Below are 18,137 nucleotides of genomic sequence, written 5' to 3' on the forward strand. Positions count from 1 at the left end.
TACCCGGAAACTCCGGCACATTGGACTTCGGCGAATTGAACTGCGCGGCCGGATCCTCCGGCTCCCAGCCCTCCCCACGATTACGGTTCAGGTTCACGCCGCCGTCGCCGGGACGGCCACCACCGAATGGCGCGTTGAATCCCAAGCCCGGCGACCGCCCGCCCGATCCAGGATTCGTACCGCCACTGCCCGGGACCCCGCCGAACGGCATCAGCGGCGGTCCGCCGGACCCTTGACCGTTCGGGTCCGAAACGAAGGGATCGATGCCGCCCCCGCCAGGCTGGTTGAAGTTCACCCCGTTCGGATCAGATCCGCCGCCAGGCGTATTCAACCCAAACCCAGGACCACCAGACCCACCACCAGGCTGGTCGAAATTAAACCCGCCATTCGGATCAGATCCGCCGCCAGGCGTATTCAACCCAAACCCAGGACCACCAGACCCACCACCAGGTTCATTGAAATTCACCCCACCATTCGCGCCAGGCCCGCCACCAGGGCCATTCGCACCAGACCCGCCACCAGGGAAATTCAACCCACCATTCGCGCCAGATCCACCGCCAGGGAAATTCACCCCGCCATTCGCGCCAGATCCACCGCCACCTTTGCCGTCGGGATCGAATTTCAGATCGGGACCGTCACCGCCACCCTTGCCGTCGGGGTTGAATTTCAGATCGGGACCGTCACCGCCACCTTTACCGCCGGGATCGAATTTCAGATCAGGACCGTCACCGCCACCTTTACCGTCGGGACCGCCGCCCGCGGTGCCGATTGTCGGTGGCGTCTTGTCAAACAAGTCCTTAAACGGCGGGTTGGCGATGACAAAGACCTCTTCCAACCGCGCGGCCGCTTTCCGGGCAGCTTCGTTCAGCGGCTGCAACTGGGCACGCACGGACTCACTGACAGCCTTGTTGATCCAGGACCATCCCAACTCCGACCGCAAGTCGGCTTTGAGACTCTTAATACCTTCCGGCAACGGCTGACGGGACCAGGAAAGCTCTGAAGGAGGTGGAGGAGTTGGCAATCCACGTGGATTACCAAATCCTTTCGCCTCATCAAGGGAAATGACTTTGCTTTGCGAGGTAGTGTTGGAATCATACGACGACAGCACGTAGTTGATGTACTCTATGCCCTCGGACTCGTCTTCAAAATAGGGCAGAATGTAATTGGGGTCGCCGGAGACGAGGCCGGATCCCGTAACATACGCCCAAACGTTCTTGACCGCCAAGGTGAGGGCGTTCTCGATCGCGTTGACCAGTCCGCCACTCACACTGTCCCACGCCGTCCCCATCTCGTTGCCGAACAGGAGCAGTCCGGACGTCACGTCGACGAGCCCTTCTGCCGGCGACGGGTTCCGGTGAGTAATCTGCTTGTACAGGTCATCCAGCAGGAAGTTGATCTGACGCACATGACCTTGGACGGCATAAGCCGCGCGGCCTTTGAACTCCGCGTCCGGGCTGTCGAGTCTGCTGATCCATCCCGCAGTCTTCTCGCGCGCTCCGTCCAGCCAGTTCACGTAATGTCTGATCATCCCCACGCCGTCAGCCGCTTGCACCCAGTCGATGGTGCCGACCCGAGCAGCCGTGACCTGCGGCATGTAGCTGTCGATCTCTCCGACGGCCGTGCGCCAGTCCGCCAGCAAAGCGTCGTTGTAAACCACCCTGAACCACGGCTTGTCGGCCCAGTTCTGGGTTGTGTAGGAGGTGGCAACACGCCCCCCGTCCCCGGTGTCGAACTGGAGCCAGCCCGTCGTCCCACTGCCCGCATCCAGGATCTTGTTCAGGTCCTTGCCCACGCCGGCAATCGTGAACAGAATCTCCTCGTAGGTCGCACGGGAGAGGTTATTCCGGCCATTGGTGATGTCCGGGTCGACGACGTTGCTGTCGTCGCCACCTGACCCGCCCTCGCCGTCCGACTCGTCTTTCGATTCGTCGTTGCCGCTGCTCGACTCGTCTTTCGATTCGTCGTTGCCGCTGCTCGACTCGTCTTTCGATTCGTCGTTGCCGCTGCTCGAGCCGTCATTCGACTCGTCGTTGCTGCTGTTCGACCCGCCGTTCTCGTCATCCGCCACGACTACACCCCTCCAGAACCTTGGCCGCCGCCACTCATCTTCCCGCCACCAGAATTAAGGTCCGGGAATTCGGTGACGAATTCATTCAGACTGTAGTTCGCCAGATCGTCGGTGTTTTCAAATACTTCGATGGCCCACCGCATCGCGTTGACAACTGTGCTCAGCCTCTGCCGAAGCGCCTCATTGACAGTTTCCACTGAGCCACCGAATCCCGCCGCCCGAGCATTCAAATCTTTGGCAGGTTCCCACTGCGTATCCCGCGGCTGAGCCCTGAAAGTACCGTTCAGCTCGCCATACCTGGAAATCGTGGCGTAGTCGATCAGACCGTTCTCAACATCGTGTAACGCCCCCAGCAGCTTGAGCCAGTCGTCCTTGTTGAATCGGAGGTTGCCTTTGCCATCGGCGGACTTGACGGCCGGCAACGGCTTCGGCTTTCCGTCCTTGCCGTCGCCGCCTTTACCATCCTTGCCATCGCCGCCCTTACCATCGCCCTCTTTACCGTCGCCGCCCTTACCATCCTTGCCATCGCCGCCCTTACCATCGCCCTCCTTGCCATCGCCGCCCTTACCATCGCCCTCCTTGCCATCGCCGCCCTTACCGTCGCCCTCCTTGCCATCGCCGCCCTTACCATCCTTGCCATCGCCGCCCTTACCATCGCCCTCTTTACCGTCGCCGCCCTTACCGTCGCCGCCCTTGCCATCGCCCTCCTTGGCGACCGGCTTCACCGACGTCGTCGGCTCCGGCGACACACCCCCCTGACCACCAGAAGAACCACCAGAACCACCACCGCCGCCCTTACCATCGCCCTCTTTGCCATCGCCCACCTTGGCGACCGGCTTCACCGACGTCACCGGCTCCAGCGGCACAGCCCCCTGACCACCAGACGAACCACCGGATCCGCCACCGCTGCCTTTGCCGTCACCCACCTTGGCCATCGGCGCTTGCACCTTCACGCCTTGGCCAAGCGGCACACCCCCCTGACCACCAGACGAACCACCAGAACCACCACCCTCGCCTTTGCCGTCACCCACCTTCGCGACCGGCTTCACCGACGTCACCGGCTCCGACGGCACACCCCCCTGACCACCAGACGAACCACCAGAACCACCACCGCCGCCTTTACCATCGCCCACCTTCGCGACCGGCTTCACCGACGTCACCGGCTCCAGCGGCACACCCCCCTGACCACCAGCACCGCCTTTGCCGTCACCCACCTTGGCAACCGGCTTCACCGACGTCACCGGCTCCGACGGCACACCCCCCTGACCGCCAGACGAACCACCGGATCCACCACCGCTGCCTTTGCCGTCACCCACCTTGGCCATCGGCGCTTGCACAGCCACGCCTCGGCCAAGCTGCCCATCCCCCTGACCACCAGCCGAACCGGAACCGCCACCATCGCCCTTGCCGTCACCTTCCCGGCCCCCAGAACCGCCCCTGCCGTGACTCCCCTGACCACCAGAAGAACCACCGGAACCGCCGCCATCCCCAGTCCTTTCATCGCGCGGCGTGTGAGGCTTGACGCCCTGTCGGCCTTCGCCGGGGAGCGAACCGTAGGTCGGGAGGCCGTGGAATCCTGGCGGCGGCCCGTCCGAGTTCGGATCCTGGATCACCAGGGGATGCTGAGTGCCTTCGGTGCGACTCGTTCCGTCCGGCGCGCATTTCGGTCCGTCGAACTCGATCTTGCCGTCTTTGCCGAGAGCGACTTTGCCGTCGTCGAGCAAGGGCGCCTTGTCCCGCGGACCAACCCAGCGCAGGTCGCCGTTGGGCATCACGATCAGTCCGGCGGTTCCGTCGTCTGGATTGCCCGATCCTGGCTTGCCGGACGCGAAAACCTTGGTCGGGTCGCCCTCGTCGTGCCCGTTGTAGAGGGTGTGGACGTCGCCGTCTTTTCCGATGCGGGCCTCGTACGGGCCGTTGTCCAGCAGCGGCGCGTCCTTCGGGTCGCCAACCCACTTGAGCTTCCAGGTGCCGTCGCCGTTGACCCAGGCCAGGCCCGACTCCTCAGATGAACCAGACGTGCCGTCCCCCGGTTGGACCGAGTGGACCGGCTTCACCATCGTCGTCGGCTCTGCCGATGGAAGCGCGTCCCCCTGGCCACCAGACCGGTCGTGGAAATCCGATCGCTCGTCACCGACAAACGGCTCCCGCTCGCGATAACCGGCCGGCTCTGCCGATGGGAGCGCGTCCCCCTGGCCACCAGACCGATCACCGAACTCCGACCTCTCGCCGGTAAACGGCTCCTGCCGGTGATGACTAGCCTGATCCCCCGCAGACCGATCACCGGACTCCGACCTCTCACCGGCAAACGGCTCCCGCTCGCGATAATCGGTCCGAAAGACCTCCGGAGGGGGGTCGACGACGATTTCGCCTTTGTCCCCGAGGCTCACGTGGCCGTCTGGCGTCAGCGGAACGTCGTCTCTCGGTCCGACCCACCGCAACTCACCGTTGGGCATGGCCATGAACCCGGATTCATCGGGGTGGCCGCCAATGTGCAGATCCCGGTCGTCAGCAGAGGATGGCTCATAGTAGGTCGCGTTGGAAGCATCGTTGCGGTCCGCAGGGTTGTAGTACTGCCCAAGCTCGCCGGATGCATTGAGATGCACTTCGTATGGGCCGTTGTCGAGAAACGGCGCATCCTTCGGGTCACCGAGCCACTTGAGTTTTTCTTCTCCGCCCTCCTTGACCCAAGTCAAGCCTTCGTCGAGCGGTGTCCGGTGCGGGGTGTCATCCGGCCGGGGCCCCGGCTCCTGCACGTCGGGACCGTGCTGCGCGACATGGTTCGCCGGCGTCCCGTCCACACTCCTTCGAAAGAACACGGGAGTCATCGCCGGCCCGGGCATCGCCTGACTCGCGTCGGGAAGGTTCTGCCCGACATGGTGCGTCGGCGTCCCGTCCACATGCACATGCCCTGGCTGGGACACGGGAGTCTGCGGGTGCGAATTCGAATTCGGCGTGAAATGCGGGTCCGGGGTGTCATCCGGCAATTCCGCTTGAGACGTCTCGTCCGGATGCGGCTGCTGCGGCGCGTTGGGACCGTGCTGCCCGGGAGCCAGCACCATCCCCCTGTTCGGCCCCAGACCATCCAGCCGCGGTTCCGGCTGCGGCTCGCCGGTCGGCCGGTTCGGGCGATGGTTGTTGCCACGCCCCGAAAACTTGCCGCCCGCGGGGTCGTCAGTCATGGCGGAGGGTCCTTTCTGCACGCGAGTCACTGGAGGGGCGTGGAATTGATGAGGAGGATGACCGCGGGCCCACCGAAGCGGGCCCGCGGCCGAGGGGAAACGGGACTACATGGACATGATTTTGGCGCCCATGTTGTCGCCGTCCTTGAAAATCTCGTGCACCTTGAACGACTTGGTCACATTGTCGTTGAAGGCCTCCGACATCTTGGCGTACAGCCTGTTCCACTCAGCCTGGAGCGGACCCCACAACACCTCGGCCTGACCCTGCATACCTTCCGGAATCTTTTTCAGGCCCTGGTTGAGTTCCTCGATGATGACCCCGGCCGCGATGTGGCACTGCCGGAGTTGCTCGTTGAGGTCCATGTAGCCGTCATGGTTGATGTCAAATCGCGACATGGCTATTCCCTTTCTTGAATATGATCAGCTGCCGGCGGTGGTGTTGGCATCGTCGCTGGCCTGCGTGTTCGTAACACGGGTTGCGATGACCTTCGCGTTGAGACGGTCCAGCTCGGTCACCAACTTCTCGAAGGCGTGGTTCCATTCGGAGAACTTGGTGGTCAGCAGACCACCGGAGCCCGAGTCGTTGACCAGTTTAATCTGGTCGGTCAGCTGCCAGACCTTCTGCTTGACCGTCGTCATGTTGGTGACCGCTTCGCTGGAGGCATTGATACCCACCTGCAGTACGCCGGGGTCGAAGAAGAATTTAGGCGCCACGGGAATCTCTCCTATCCTTGTTGAGCACCATTGATTTTTTCGAGCACTGGCCCGGTTGGCAGCAGTGCCAGCAGATCGGCTGGAACCAGCCGAGCCGTCTCTACGGGGAGGCCAAGAGCGCTGGCCGCATCGGCGTCGGCCACCGGGAACTTGGCTCCCGCTTCGGTGATGAGGTAAATACCCGCGCCAGGAACATCCGGCGCCGGGCGAGTGCGCGCCAGGAAGCCGGCGCCGGGGATGACCTCCACCCGGTCAGCCACCCGGCCGTCGCGCACCACCCCCGCCGTCTGATTGCTTTGCGCATCGCCCTGCGGCGGCGGTGCCGTCACCAACCGCGCCTGCGACTGCTCCCACCGCACGCACGGCACACGGCCCGCAAGATCCGGTCGGTCCGGCGGCTGCGACGGCAGCGCGGACTGCCACACCGGCGCGGGCAGCACGTTCTGCGTCGCCAGCTCCGAGGGCGTGATGCGCACGGCCTCTCGCGCGGGCGATGCCGGGTCGGCGCTGAGCAACGCGGACACGGTCGAGGTCACCGGGACCAGGCCGTTGCCCGCGGTCACGAAGTAGTTGTTCCCCACCGCCTCGGGCACGACTATCAGCTGCCCGATCACGGTTTTCGTCCCGTTGAAGCTGGGCCCCGCCTTGCTCCCGTCCCGTTCCACCGGCGGCGAGCCGATGTCCGGACCGGACGGCAACGTGTTGAGCCACGAGGAATCCACCGCGAGAGCCTGAGCCGGGTCGAGCCCGAGCGCGCGCGGCACCCATTCGGCCGCGATCCGCAGCCGCGTGCCCTGCCACGCCAGGTACATGTCCCCGCCCGCGGTGACCAACAGCGCCTGGTCGTCGCGCATGCCGGAGACAGCTGGTCCTGCGCCGACCGTCACCGACAGCTTGGTGCTTTCGTCGGCCCCCGCGCACACGGTCCACGGACTGTCGGACGACCCGGTGGGGATCGCGTCCGGTGCACCGAGGATCCCGATCGGCGCACCGCGCGGCACGTCCGCGAGGTCGGCCGTCTTGACCGTGACGATCTTGGGATTGCTGCCGACGAGCAACCGCGCGGACGCCTGGTTCAACACCGGCCGCAGCCGGCCGTTGACCATCATGAACCGGTTTCCGGTGTCCTCGGCGACAATCAGCGTTCCCGGCTCTCGCCACCCGTCGTTGCCGCCACCGATGTTGGTGAACAGGTTGACCACCGCGACGATCGCGGTCACCAGGATCCCGATGATGATGCCGACGGCGAGCCCGACTCCGGTGCGCCGCAGCGGGCGCTCCGGCCCGTCCGGGTCAGTACGCAAGATCGCCGAGGACAGCCTGCCCGCGACAAAGGAATAGGCGTCCACTTGGTCCCGCCTGGTGTACATCCCTCACCTCCCAATCCCGGCACGGCCGTAGGTATGAAAATGGTTCAGAGCAGGGAAGCAACCCAGCCATAAACTCCGATCACGGAGAGCAGAATGGGCAGCACGGCCAGCGCGCAGATCCACTGGAGGATGTCGCCCCACCGGCCCCAGCGCGGAATCAAGCGCTTACCGGGCAACGTGTGCGCGGCGGCCACGGCGAGACCGGACAGCGACAGCAGCCCGAGCAGCACGCCCATCCGGCCGACCACCGGCATGCTCGCGCTCCAGCCGAGCATCAGCACTGTCAGCCCCACCCCGGCAGGCACCAGGGCGGATACTCGATGCCAGATTCCGACGACCTCACGGGCCTGCAGCAACAGCAGCACGCTGATCAGCGCGGTCAGCAGGATCGTGTCCCACTGCACGACCGACCCCAGTGCGATCAGTCCCCCGGTGCACAGCCCGCCGAGCACACCGAGGATCGAGGTCAGGTGGGTGTCGGTCAACGACGCGCGGTCGAGGACGCCCTCGCCCGGCAGCGGGTCGAGGCCGTCCTGGAACTCGTCCTGGGTGGTGGGTACCGGCTCCACCGACAGCCCGCCCAGCCATGCCGATATGTTCGGGGCTGCCCTGGTCAGCGCGACCGCGAGGATCGTGACGATCGCGGCCGTGGACGCGCCGTCCAGGCCGACGAGCACGGTCAGCACGCCGCCCAACGCGGTGAGCACACCACCAGCGGCCACCGCCTGGAACGCCGGCTTGCCCGTCTTCAGCGACACCCGGGCCAGCACGGCAGAGACAGCGATGGCCACCCCGGCAGACAGAACCCCCGGCCCGTCGATCCACGCCGGCGGCGCATCGGCACCGGGGAAGGCCAGCCCAGCCACGGCCGCCGCGAAGACTCCGACCCCGGCCAGGGTCACCGCCTGCCCGCCACTGTCGCGGACGTACAGCGACATGCCGGCGGCTCCAGCCAGAAGCAGCAGGCTGACCGTGGCCGCACCGATGGCGATCCCCGTCCCCGTCGCCGCGAAGGTGCAGACGAAGATGGCCAGCAGCGCGCACATCGCAGCGGTAGTCATGCTGGTGTAGTAGGTGAACGCCGGGCGCCAAGTGTCGCCGCGACCGGACAGTCCGGTGTGGACACCATCGACCAGGTCGTCGAAGTCGGCTACCGGCAGCTGGTCGTCGCGCGGTCGCAGGTAGAGCATGTCGCCGTCGTACAGCCCGGCCTCGGCGGTGCCCTTGTCCTCGTCGAGCGGCTCCTCGCCGAGCCTTTGCAGCACCCAGCCGCCGTGCTCCATGCCCGAGGTGGCCAGCGTGGGATCGAGGTGGCCGAGCACCGTCGGCATGAGGTCGGCTATTGCCACGTGCGCAGGAACGGCCAGTTCCACACGCGAGGACGGGCCGATGATGATCAGCCGGCACATCTCGCTGGACCCACCGGAACCCGGGGCTGTGGTCGCCGTGCTCGTCGCCTCCATGACAACCACACGTTTCGCCGAACGTGCCTGGTTCAGAAGAACCACGATGACCGCGCGCAACCGGGCAAGCGATGAAACCGCCCCGCGCCACGCGGCCGCCGAACAGTGCGGAGTCCGCGCTCACAATCTCTACGATTACTACTGCTCAAGGCTGTTGTCGTACGTCACGCGAACCCTCGCCGACCAACACCACGCCGCGAAACCGGCCGAGGAAGCCTGCACGAACGGGCAACCGGCCGCCGCCCGGATTCTCGTGGCCGTGCTTCCAACTAGCACAAGAGCGGGAGCGGTCCGCGACCGCTCCCGCTCTTCGTTTCCGCTTCTCAGTCCTCTTCGCCGAGCGCCTCGGTGGTGTCCACCCGGCGCGGTGCGATGTAGATGTGGAGCATTCGGTCAGAAGACCGACCATCCGGTCAGCGTGGTGAAGTGATCGAGCGCGGCCACACCGGCCACGGAGTTGCCGCGCTTGTCCAGCCCCGGGCTCCACACCGCGACCGCGCACCGCCCCGGCACGATCGAGAGGATCCCGCCACCGACCCCGCTCTTGCCCGGGATGCCGACCCGGTAGGCGAAATCCCCGGCGGCGTCGTAGGTCCCGCAGGTGAGCATGATCGCGTTGATCCGCTTGGCCTGCCTGCGGGAGACCAGCTGCGAACCGTCGCGGCGGACACCGTGCGCGGCCAGGAACAACCCCGCCAGAGCCAGGTCACGGCAGCTCATCTCGATCGAGCACTGCCGGACGTAGTGGTCGAGCACGGTCGCCACCGGGTTGCGCATGTTGCCGTAGGACGCCATGAAATGGGTCAGGGCCAGGTTGCGGTCCGCGTGGGCCGCTTCGGAGGCGGCGACCTCCTCGTCGACCCGCAGAGCCGAATTGCCGCTCTCGGCGCGCAGGAACGCGAGCAGCTCCCCGGTGGCGTCGCCGACCAGGGAGATCAGCTCATCGGTGACGGTCAGCGCGCCCGCGTTGATGAAGGGGTTCCTGGGAATCCCGTGTTCGTGCTCCAACTGGACCAGCGAGTTGAAGGCACTGCCTGAGGGCTCCCGGCCGACGCGCTGCCAGAGCGTCTCATCGCTGCCGGCCAGCACGAGTGCGAGGGTGAAAACCTTCGAGATGCTCTGCACCGAGAACGGCGTCTCCCAGTCACCGACCCCGTGGACGCCGCCGTCGAGATCGGCCAGCGCGATGCCGAAGTGGCCGGGGTCGACCCGCGCGAGCGCCGGGATGTAATCCGCGACCGTCCCCGCCACGCGCAGCGGCGCGACCTCGTCCGCGATCTGCTCGAGCAACTGACTCAACTCCCCAGCGATCTGCTCGGCAATATCCTCATTGGACTGGCGCAGGTTCGTGCGAACGCACGCACTGGCCACATCTCGCACTGGACTCTCCTCGCGTGCCGGATGTAGCGCGCCAACACGGACCCCTTCATCTCGGCGGTGTTCACGCCGACCACTCGTTGCTCCCAACAAGAACAACCGAGCTAACGATGAAATCCCCTTCGCAGAAACAGGAACGTACCAGCAGACGATCCTTCCGCCAACCTTACCAGCACATGATCACGACCTCACTCTCGGTCGCAACGATTTACGTGATCCGTCCGAGAATCTTGTTCCTCTCCTCTAGCGCCAGCACGCACCTAGCCGCCAAATTGGGCGGATTTGAGCGGAAACCGGCGAGGACATCAGGTGATCCGCAGTTACGCAGCTCGGTCGATCCTGCCCACATGAGCGCTATCGCGGCACGCGAATACGCCAGCTGCCTGAACGGGCACACTTGCCGGAGAAGGAAGTGCACTGTCGTGACGTTTCCGTTCCGGCCCGGTGGAACGTGGTGTTCAATGCGGAGATCCCAAACGCGTCCGGGTCGCAAAGCCGACCCGAGTACGCCATGCCGACTTTCTCGCCAAGGCCGCAGAAGCCACGATGTCAACGACGACCTGGGATGTGCTTACAGCGATGTCACGTAGCAACGAAGGAGCTTCTTCGAGCCGGGAGATCGGGTCGGCACTCCGACGATGGGGCGGGCATCTGGCCAGCGTCGTGATGCCCAACATCGGGGCGTTCATCGCGTGGGGCCTCGCGACCGCACTGTTCATGCCCGAGGGATGGCTGCCCAACGCGACGCTGGCCGTGATCATCCAGCCGATGATCACCACACTGCTGCCAATCCTGATCGGTTACACCGGGGGCAGGGTGGTCCACGGGCAACGCGGCGGCGTCGTCGGCGCGGTCGCCACACTTGGCCTCGTGGTCGGAGCGAATACCCCCATGCTCCTTGGCGCCATGCTGCTCGGCCCCGCTACGGCACTGCTGATGAAATGGTTCGATCAAGCCGTGGGCGCACGCGTGGGTCCGGCCTTCAAGATGCTCGTGGACAACTTCAGCGCGGGCATCATCGGTGGCAGCCTGGCGATTCTGGGCATGGTCGGGATCGGGCCCGCGATCAGCGGGCTGGCCAGAACGCTGGCCGGCGGGGTGCAGGCGCTGATCGACCTCGGCCTGCTACCCCTGGCAGCCCTGATCATCGAACCCGGCAAGGTGCTGTTCCTCAACAACGCGATCAACCACGGCGTCCTGGGCCCGCTGGGCGTCACCGCACAGGCGGAGAACGGCAAGGCGATCGAGTTCCTGTTGGAGACCAACCCCGGCCCTGGGCTCGGTATTCTGCTCGCCTGCGCGTGCTTCGGATCCGCACCGGAACGGGCCAGCGCGCCAAGCGCGTTGGCAATCCACTTCTTCGGCGGTATTCATGAGATCTACTTCCCCTACGTCCTCGCCAAGCCGCAGTTGATCCTGGCGGCAATCGCAGGCGGCGCTGCGGGGATCTTCACCTTCATCGCCACCGGAGCAGGACTGTTCGCGACTCCTTCTCCCGGAAGCATCATCGCACTGATGGCAGTCACGCCGCGGGGTGGCCACCTGAGCGTGATCACGGGTGTGGCGGTGTCGGCCGCCGTCTCGTTCGTCCTCGCGGCTTTCCTGGTGAAGGTCGGACGGAAGAAGACGACCGAATCACCCCGGACCGACAGCATCACGCCAGCTTCAGCAACCCTTCGTACACCCGCCGCAGAGTCTCGAGGGAAGGACCTGCACCGCGAGTCGACGCGCCGCCGTGGACGACGACCAGTCCGGCCTTGATGGCGTCGCCGATGAGAACGCGAGCGACGGTCAGGGGAATCCCGAGGCGAGATGAGATCTCGGCAACCGAATGCGGTGACGCGCACATCGAACGGATCTCGTCCAGATCAGGGTTGATCGACGTGCCCGCCAGCCGCTGCGAGGTCGCCGACACCAGCGTTTCCACTCTGAACTCGTACTCGGGCTCGGCGCGTCCGCCGGTGCGGACGTACGGGCGCAGCGTCGCCACGCTGGACCCCGAATCCTCGGCCTCGACGAAAACGGTCATGCCGGTCTGCTCCGCTGGGTTGCATTCAGCGCGATCGGTAGCAGCGGCCTGGTTCGGTTCGCGAGCATCGGGTGCCGACTCGATCGGCACGGCCGGTTGGTCGTGGATTTCCTGGCCGGACTCGGACGCATCTCCGTCGTCGGCCTCCGGTGCGGCGGGCCGTGGCTGGAACTGGTGGTCCGCCCATTCCTGGTAGTTCCCCCAGCCGCCGAAGGCGAGCGGGTGAAATGAGGGGCCGGTGTTCTTCTTGTGCGAGCTCATGACAACTCCGGGATCATGAAGCTCGAATGTCGTCGAGCGGCGAGTGGGAACGCACCGGTCAGATGGGTGCCGGAAGAGCATTGCCCGCCAGTGGCAGTGCGGCTGCGTCGATCACCACAACATCTGATGCCGCCCAGCACGGTACGTGCGAAATCTGTCGATCACAAGCCGATCGGCCACTGCCGTGGCAGAATCGTTCCCTAGCAAGCTTTCTCGTTCGGAAGCGATCAGACTCTCCGACATCAGTGAGCGGATGTCAGCACTTCTTGCCCATCCGTACTCCGCCGCGGCGCTCGAACGGGCAAGAGACCATGAGCACTCGCGTTTCAGATCACGCCTGCACGCATCGCGTAGGCGACGGCATGCGGCCGGTTGCGCAAATTGAGCCTGCTGGTCATCCCGTAGATGACGTTCTTCACGGTGCGCTCCGAGTAGGCCAGCTTCTCGGCGATATCAACGGTATCCAAGCCCTCGGCCAGCAACCGGACGACATCGAGCTCGCGAGGCGTCAGCCCGGAAACGCTGATTCCTCGCGGCGCCAGAACGTCCCGCTTCAGACGAGCGAACTCGCGGAGCAGCTCTCCGATCAATTCCGGCGGCAGCACTCCACCTCCGGTCGCGGCGACCTGGATGACCTTTATCAAGTGCTCCGCGGTGGCGGCACTGCGCGGGACCACCGCCGCCGCACCACATTCCACCGCCGCAAGCAGACCAGCCGGATCTAGCTGGTCGATCACCAGGACTGCACGACGCTCGAACTCGGCGCCCAAGGCGCGCAAGGCGGTCACGCCATCAGTCAGCCGCTCGGCGGCCAGGACGACGACGTCCACCTCGACCAGGTTTCGATTCGGCACCACCAACACCTCGGCGCGAGAGTCGAGGTGGCTTGCAAGACCAGCATGCGTGATGGCATCTGAGGCAAGCACGGCCACGCGAACTCGTTCCATCGCACACTCCCGTGGTTTCTATCTCTGCACCGAACAATCTGCCGGCGCCGACTCCACAACGTCTCTACGTCTTCTCTAGATCAGCTGGGAACAAGTAAATCCGCACACCCCGTAGTGCCGCCTCGAACCGCTCCGCGGCATAAAACGTCGAACTGGCACCACACGGCTTCGGTTCAGGTCGATCAGTGCATATCATTCTGCAGTAGTCGACTCAGTTCCTCATCGAAGCTCATCCAGTGGTTCTCGCCACCGGGGGCGACGACGTCGTAGGTCTCGTCCAGGAACTCCGCCAGTTCGGCAGCGGGCGCTTCGAAGGTGGCCTGCCCGGACGGCGAGCTCAACGCGATGACGACGAGCTCCTGGTTGTCGGGTTGGGGGATGATCTGCACGTCACCCTCGCCACTCGCAATGACCAGCCCGTCCGCCAGCAAGTCTCGGGCGATCAACCAGTCGACCTGACCACTCATCCCCGCGCGGAAGCTCATGTTCACCGCGTACGGCTCACGACTGTCGTACCGCAGCTCCACCCCAACCGGCGTCCTCACGCCTGCCGGGGCCGTCAGTTCGAAAACCGCGGTAGAGCGGATCGTCTTGTGGTTCTGGCTGCTCATCATGCCTGTGCTCCTCAATGTCGGGTCCTGCACGACACACAGCATGGCCGTCCTGGATCTACAGCTTCTTCACGACGTCTTCAGCTCGTCGCAAGCCACCGACGACCGCCCGCCGCAAGCCGTGGAACAGCTCAGCAGGCCAACCTGCCGGCCGCTGCCGGCGGAGTCCGGGTGGCAGTCGCCTCCCGGACTCCGCCGGCAAAACTGCACGCTCAGGCGCGCAGTTCCGGGTCAGGCGAAGGCGCACTCCACATTCGGCGCGGCCGCGGTCCCGCCCGCATTGCAGACCAGCGTGCGACCAGCCTCGAGCGGGCCATAGGCGTTCACGACCTTGCCGTTCACGGAGAACCGCACCGTCGTGAAGCCCTCGGCCTGCCTCTCGCGGGTGGAGTTCGGCTCCAGGACGGAGGAGAAGCCGTCGCCATTGCCGTTCACCACGGTGTACTCCAGCGCGTAGCCGGCCGAGCTGATCCGCAGTTCCGGCACGTTCTCCGCTGGCGCCGCGGCAGCGAGGCCGCCAGTGCCGGCAAGTGCTCCCGCAGCCAGCAGTCCAACGATCATTTCGCGCTTGCCAAAGGTGAAGTCCATGTTCACTACCCTTCTGAGTCGTTCCACTAGTTATCTAGTGGAATGACTGAAGACTAGCAGTGGTGCGGATCGCGGACAAGGCCGGGTCTGGGAAAGCGGGGCGAAAGGGCACCGACTGCTGGATGGATCACGTTGGATCACGCCAGCAGACGCCTCACCAGGAGCAGAACGAGCCGATCGCGTCAGCAGCACGGAAGAGGCTCCCGCAGGGGGCCGAGCCGACGCGGCAACACGCAACGAATCCCCCGCCGGAGGCCCGAAAACGACGAAGCCCCGCCGACCCCCGGCTCGGCGACGGGGATCAGCGGGGCTGGCGAGCGGTTCTCAGGCTCCCGCGCGCTCGCGGCCGGCGCGCAGGTAGTCGGTCACGAGCGATTCCAGGTCCGGTTGCCGAGACTCCCAGCCCGGCGCGAGTACCCCGGGGGCGCGCACCAGCATCCGCTGCTGCCGCCCGGATTTCCTCGCGTGTACGACCGTCCCGATCTCCGGAGGCCCCGCATCGGCGTGCCCCACCAGGTCGCGGTGCTGCTCCAGGAGTTCGTCGACGTCGCCGTCCAATTCCACTCGTCCCCCCTGCAGCAACAGGAGGTGGTCGCACACCTCCCGCAATTCGCCGAGCAGGTGCGAGGAGATCACCACCGTCATCCCGCGGTCCGCGACGTCGGCCATCACCAACCTGATGGTCTCGTCCCGGGCAAGCGGGTCGAGGTCCGCAAGCGGTTCGTCCAGCAGCAGCAACCTCGGCAACCGGCCCAGGCAGAGCGCCAGTGCTAGCCGGGAGCGCACGCCCGGGGACAGCGATTCCACCCGGGCGCCGACGTCCAGGCCGTCGATCGCGGCCAGCGCCTCCTCGACTCGCTGCCGCGACCAGCGGCGGTCCATCTTCGCCACCGCGCGGACCATCTCCGCGACCGTGAAGTTGCCGTACAACGGGCGACGTTGCGACAGGTAGGCCGCGTCAGGGTGGATGCGGCCGCGAACCTCGTCGCCGAACACCCGCACGGCACCCGACGACGGCTCGACCAGGCCGGCCGCCAACGCCAAGAACGTGCTCTTGCCCGCACCGTTGGCACCAACCAGCGCGACCACCTTGCCTTCGGGGAGCTCGACCGTGCAGTCCTCGATCCCCCGGCGGTCTCCGTAGCGCTTGGACAAACCGATGGTGCTCAGCGCGCTCATGATGGGTGTTCCAGTCCTCAGGTCGGGAAGTACTCGTCACGGACGGCAGCGACCAGCGCATCGACCTCTTCGACCGTGAGCCCGCCGCTCCTGGCACGGCTCATCCAGTCCGCCAGGTCGCGTCGCATCGGGGCTTCGACCGAGGTGCGGTCGCTTGCCAGCGATCGAGTCACGAAGGTACCGACCCCGCGCCGAGCCTCCACCAGGCCGTCCCGCTCCAGCTCTCGATACGCCTTCAACACGGTATTCGGATTGACCGCCGTGGCCTCCACCACCTCGCGCGCAGTGGGCAACCGGTCACCGGGCCCCAGCAGGCCCAACCGCATGGCCTGCGTGACCTGCTGGACGATCTGCATGTACGTGGAGACCCCGGAGCGACGGTCGATCCGGAACTCGATCATATCGCCCAGCATAAGGGGCGGCCATCGCCGAAGGCGCGCGCTCCACGCAGCGTCATCAATGCTGTCTGCGCAGCGCCCACGCGGTTCCTCCCAACAGCAGGACCGCAGCCACGCCGAGGACGCCGAACTCGATCAGCTGCAGTATCGGGACGTACGAGGCCGGGACCACCTCGGCATATTGGCCGACCACCCCGTGCTGCGCATAGCACTGAGCCGGGTCGAAGGTCGAGACTGGAACATCGCCCCGCGAACCGCACACGGCGGCGTTGAAGCCGCCTTCCGGTATGGTCCGCCCGTCGGCACCCAGGTAACCCACCTGGACCACCTCGTCCACACCGGACTCGGGAGCACTCATCGGGTCGGCCGAGGTCCGCAGCTGCGACGGCATCAGAGCCGGTCCCGCCAATCCGACGGCACCGCGCACCGCCACCAGCCCGGCCAGGGTGCTGATCATCGCCGGCAACGACTGCCCCAGCACCGCCCCCAGCAGCGCGCCCACCGCGTAGCCGAAAAGCAGGTGGACGGCCGGCATCCACCCCGTGCTCTCGAAGTTCAGGAACGAGAACGGGCCGTCCACCAGCGGCCCCATCAGCCCGGCATCCGCGACCCAGGAACTCACCAGCAACTGCAGGACCACCAGTACGACCAGCGAGGGCACCACCAGCATCACCAGCTTGGCCGCCATCCAGCCGACCCGGCTCACCGATTGCGCGAACGCCAGCACGTGGGTGCCGTGCTCGATCTCGCGGGCGAACAGCGGCGCCCCGCTGAACACCCCCAGCAGCACCGGGAGGACCACGATCACGAGTTGGCCGACTCTGAGCAGATCGAACCACTCGTCGCGGAAATCACTCACCCCGGTCGCGCACCCCGGGCCTTGGACCCCCACCGCGAGGCACCGCTCCAGCCCCTGCGCCTGAATCTGCTGCAACATGCTCGTATGCAGCACCAGGACCGCGACCACGCCGAGCAGCATTACCGCTGCCATCAGCAACAACTGCGCGCGGTGCTGCCGCCACGCCACCCAGGTCATGCCGCTACCTCCACGTTGTCCCTGCGCATGTATGCGAGCGCAATGTCTTCCAAAAAATACTTTCACTAGTTATATAGTTCTTTGCGGGAGAAGTCCAGCCCCGGAGAAGCAAGGCCCCTAAAACGCGTCGCCTCACGAAGCAACCGAGGGGCTTCCCCAATGCTTCGGCACGTAGCTCCAGCAAGGCGGATGCCGCCCGGCCAACCGCCACCGAACGCACCGCCGGGAAGTCCGCCTGATCAACAGTGGACCTCGCCCTGGCCTGCGCCCACCGATAACCGAGTGGTCCAACCGACCGCTCGACCGGATTTCTCCGATGACACTCATCGACGCCATCCGCGTCAAATCCGGGCTCTGGCGCGGTCTTCTCGTGATGCTCGGATCGGTCTTCGACGTGGCCGTCGAGCCAGGCCCGGCGGCGAGCGAGACGGCCGGGTCCTCACCGTTACGGCCGTCGACAAGGCCGACCGGCTTGCGCGTGTCGAGGTCGACCATGACGCCGGCCAACCGGCCATATCCGGGTGATCCACTTAATTGATCAGGCATTCCCCTGGCCGGCATCACTCAGATCACCTCACCTGCACCCTGCAACGCATCGCCGCCGACCGCACCAGAATCCCGCCCAAAGGGCTGCCGGGACCAGCCCGGACCGACTTCGACGATCTCGCCTGCCCGAATGGACACGTCTCGGGTGTCCATAAGGGCACGGTCATTACTGATCGGTATCGCCCTTGTCGGCAAAAGAGTCAGAATTCGCCACGGAATTTACGATCAACAACATTTGGGTCCGGTTGGCGACAGAATCAATACCCCAGACGCAACACCCAGGGTAGACCGATTTCCGCAGGCCGAAAACGGAGCATGTGACCGGACGCGGAGACCGAGGAGCACCTAAAAACAATTCTCTGAATGCC

14 protein-coding genes and 1 pseudogene are annotated in these 18,137 nt (G+C 65.5%); 1 reads left to right on the top strand and 14 read right to left on the bottom strand.

What is annotated here, in order from left to right; translation table 11 throughout:
- From AC07EQ_RS32250 to AC07EQ_RS32280, 7 genes and pseudogenes are all read right to left on the bottom strand, one after another.
- Window positions 1-2,068, bottom strand: a pseudogene (locus AC07EQ_RS32250) (hypothetical protein); the annotation flags it as partial.
- A 2-nt stretch (window positions 2,069-2,070) separates the two neighbouring features.
- On the bottom strand, window positions 2,071-5,250 hold the full coding sequence (locus tag AC07EQ_RS32255) for a hypothetical protein (RefSeq protein ID WP_478391606.1): 3,180 nt from the start codon (window positions 5,248-5,250) through the stop codon (window positions 2,071-2,073).
- Window positions 5,251-5,355: 105 nt separating this feature from the next.
- Window positions 5,356-5,646, bottom strand: a complete 291-nt coding sequence (locus AC07EQ_RS32260; RefSeq protein ID WP_478391607.1) for a WXG100 family type VII secretion target — start codon at window positions 5,644-5,646, stop codon at window positions 5,356-5,358.
- Window positions 5,647-5,670: 24 nt separating this feature from the next.
- On the bottom strand, window positions 5,671-5,964 hold the full coding sequence (locus tag AC07EQ_RS32265; RefSeq protein WP_478391608.1) for a hypothetical protein: 294 nt from the start codon (window positions 5,962-5,964) through the stop codon (window positions 5,671-5,673).
- An 11-nt stretch (window positions 5,965-5,975) separates the two neighbouring features.
- Entirely contained in the window at window positions 5,976-7,334 is a 1,359-nt protein-coding gene (gene eccB / locus AC07EQ_RS32270) for a type VII secretion protein EccB (RefSeq protein ID WP_478391609.1), read from the bottom strand.
- Between the two features lie 44 nt (window positions 7,335-7,378).
- Window positions 7,379-8,797: a type VII secretion integral membrane protein EccD gene (eccD, locus tag AC07EQ_RS32275; protein WP_478391610.1), complete on the bottom strand. Its 1,419-nt coding sequence runs from the start codon at window positions 8,795-8,797 to the stop codon at window positions 7,379-7,381.
- A gap of 393 nt (window positions 8,798-9,190) precedes the next feature.
- Window positions 9,191-10,108 carry a glutaminase gene (locus AC07EQ_RS32280; RefSeq protein WP_478391667.1) on the bottom strand — a complete coding sequence of 306 codons (918 nt, stop codon included), beginning with the start codon at window positions 10,106-10,108 and terminating at the stop codon, window positions 9,191-9,193.
- A 612-nt stretch (window positions 10,109-10,720) separates the two neighbouring features.
- Between AC07EQ_RS32280 and AC07EQ_RS32285 the strand changes: the two genes are divergently transcribed.
- Window positions 10,721-11,935 carry a PTS transporter subunit EIIC gene (locus tag AC07EQ_RS32285; protein ID WP_478391611.1) on the top strand — a complete coding sequence of 405 codons (1,215 nt, stop codon included), beginning with the start codon at window positions 10,721-10,723 and terminating at the stop codon, window positions 11,933-11,935.
- Here the strand turns inward: AC07EQ_RS32285 and AC07EQ_RS32290 are convergent.
- The 7 genes from AC07EQ_RS32290 to AC07EQ_RS32320 form a co-directional block, all read right to left on the bottom strand.
- Complete coding sequence (locus AC07EQ_RS32290; protein WP_478391612.1) at window positions 11,829-12,464, bottom strand: DUF742 domain-containing protein; 636 nt, start codon at window positions 12,462-12,464, stop codon at window positions 11,829-11,831. The two genes, AC07EQ_RS32285 and AC07EQ_RS32290, sit on opposite strands and share 107 nt — an antisense overlap.
- A gap of 326 nt (window positions 12,465-12,790) precedes the next feature.
- Window positions 12,791-13,411 (bottom strand): helix-turn-helix transcriptional regulator, encoded by a 621-nt coding sequence (locus tag AC07EQ_RS32295; RefSeq protein WP_478391613.1) that lies wholly within the window; start codon window positions 13,409-13,411, stop codon window positions 12,791-12,793.
- Between the two features lie 182 nt (window positions 13,412-13,593).
- Window positions 13,594-14,022, bottom strand: coding sequence for an SsgA family sporulation/cell division regulator (locus tag AC07EQ_RS32300; RefSeq protein ID WP_478391668.1), 429 nt, complete (start codon window positions 14,020-14,022; stop codon window positions 13,594-13,596).
- 231 nt (window positions 14,023-14,253) lie between these two features.
- Complete coding sequence (locus tag AC07EQ_RS32305) at window positions 14,254-14,610, bottom strand: hypothetical protein (protein ID WP_478391614.1); 357 nt, start codon at window positions 14,608-14,610, stop codon at window positions 14,254-14,256.
- A 324-nt stretch (window positions 14,611-14,934) separates the two neighbouring features.
- A complete protein-coding gene (locus AC07EQ_RS32310; RefSeq protein ID WP_478391615.1) occupies window positions 14,935-15,789 on the bottom strand; it encodes an ATP-binding cassette domain-containing protein in 855 nt (284 codons plus the stop codon).
- Window positions 15,790-15,806: 17 nt separating this feature from the next.
- Window positions 15,807-16,190, bottom strand: coding sequence for a GntR family transcriptional regulator (locus AC07EQ_RS32315; protein WP_478391616.1), 384 nt, complete (start codon window positions 16,188-16,190; stop codon window positions 15,807-15,809).
- Window positions 16,191-16,245: 55 nt separating this feature from the next.
- Window positions 16,246-17,223, bottom strand: coding sequence for a hypothetical protein (locus tag AC07EQ_RS32320; protein WP_478391617.1), 978 nt, complete (start codon window positions 17,221-17,223; stop codon window positions 16,246-16,248).
- Window positions 17,224-18,137 lie beyond the last annotated feature (914 nt).

The organism is Saccharopolyspora sp. NPDC045839, from assembly GCF_056431645.1.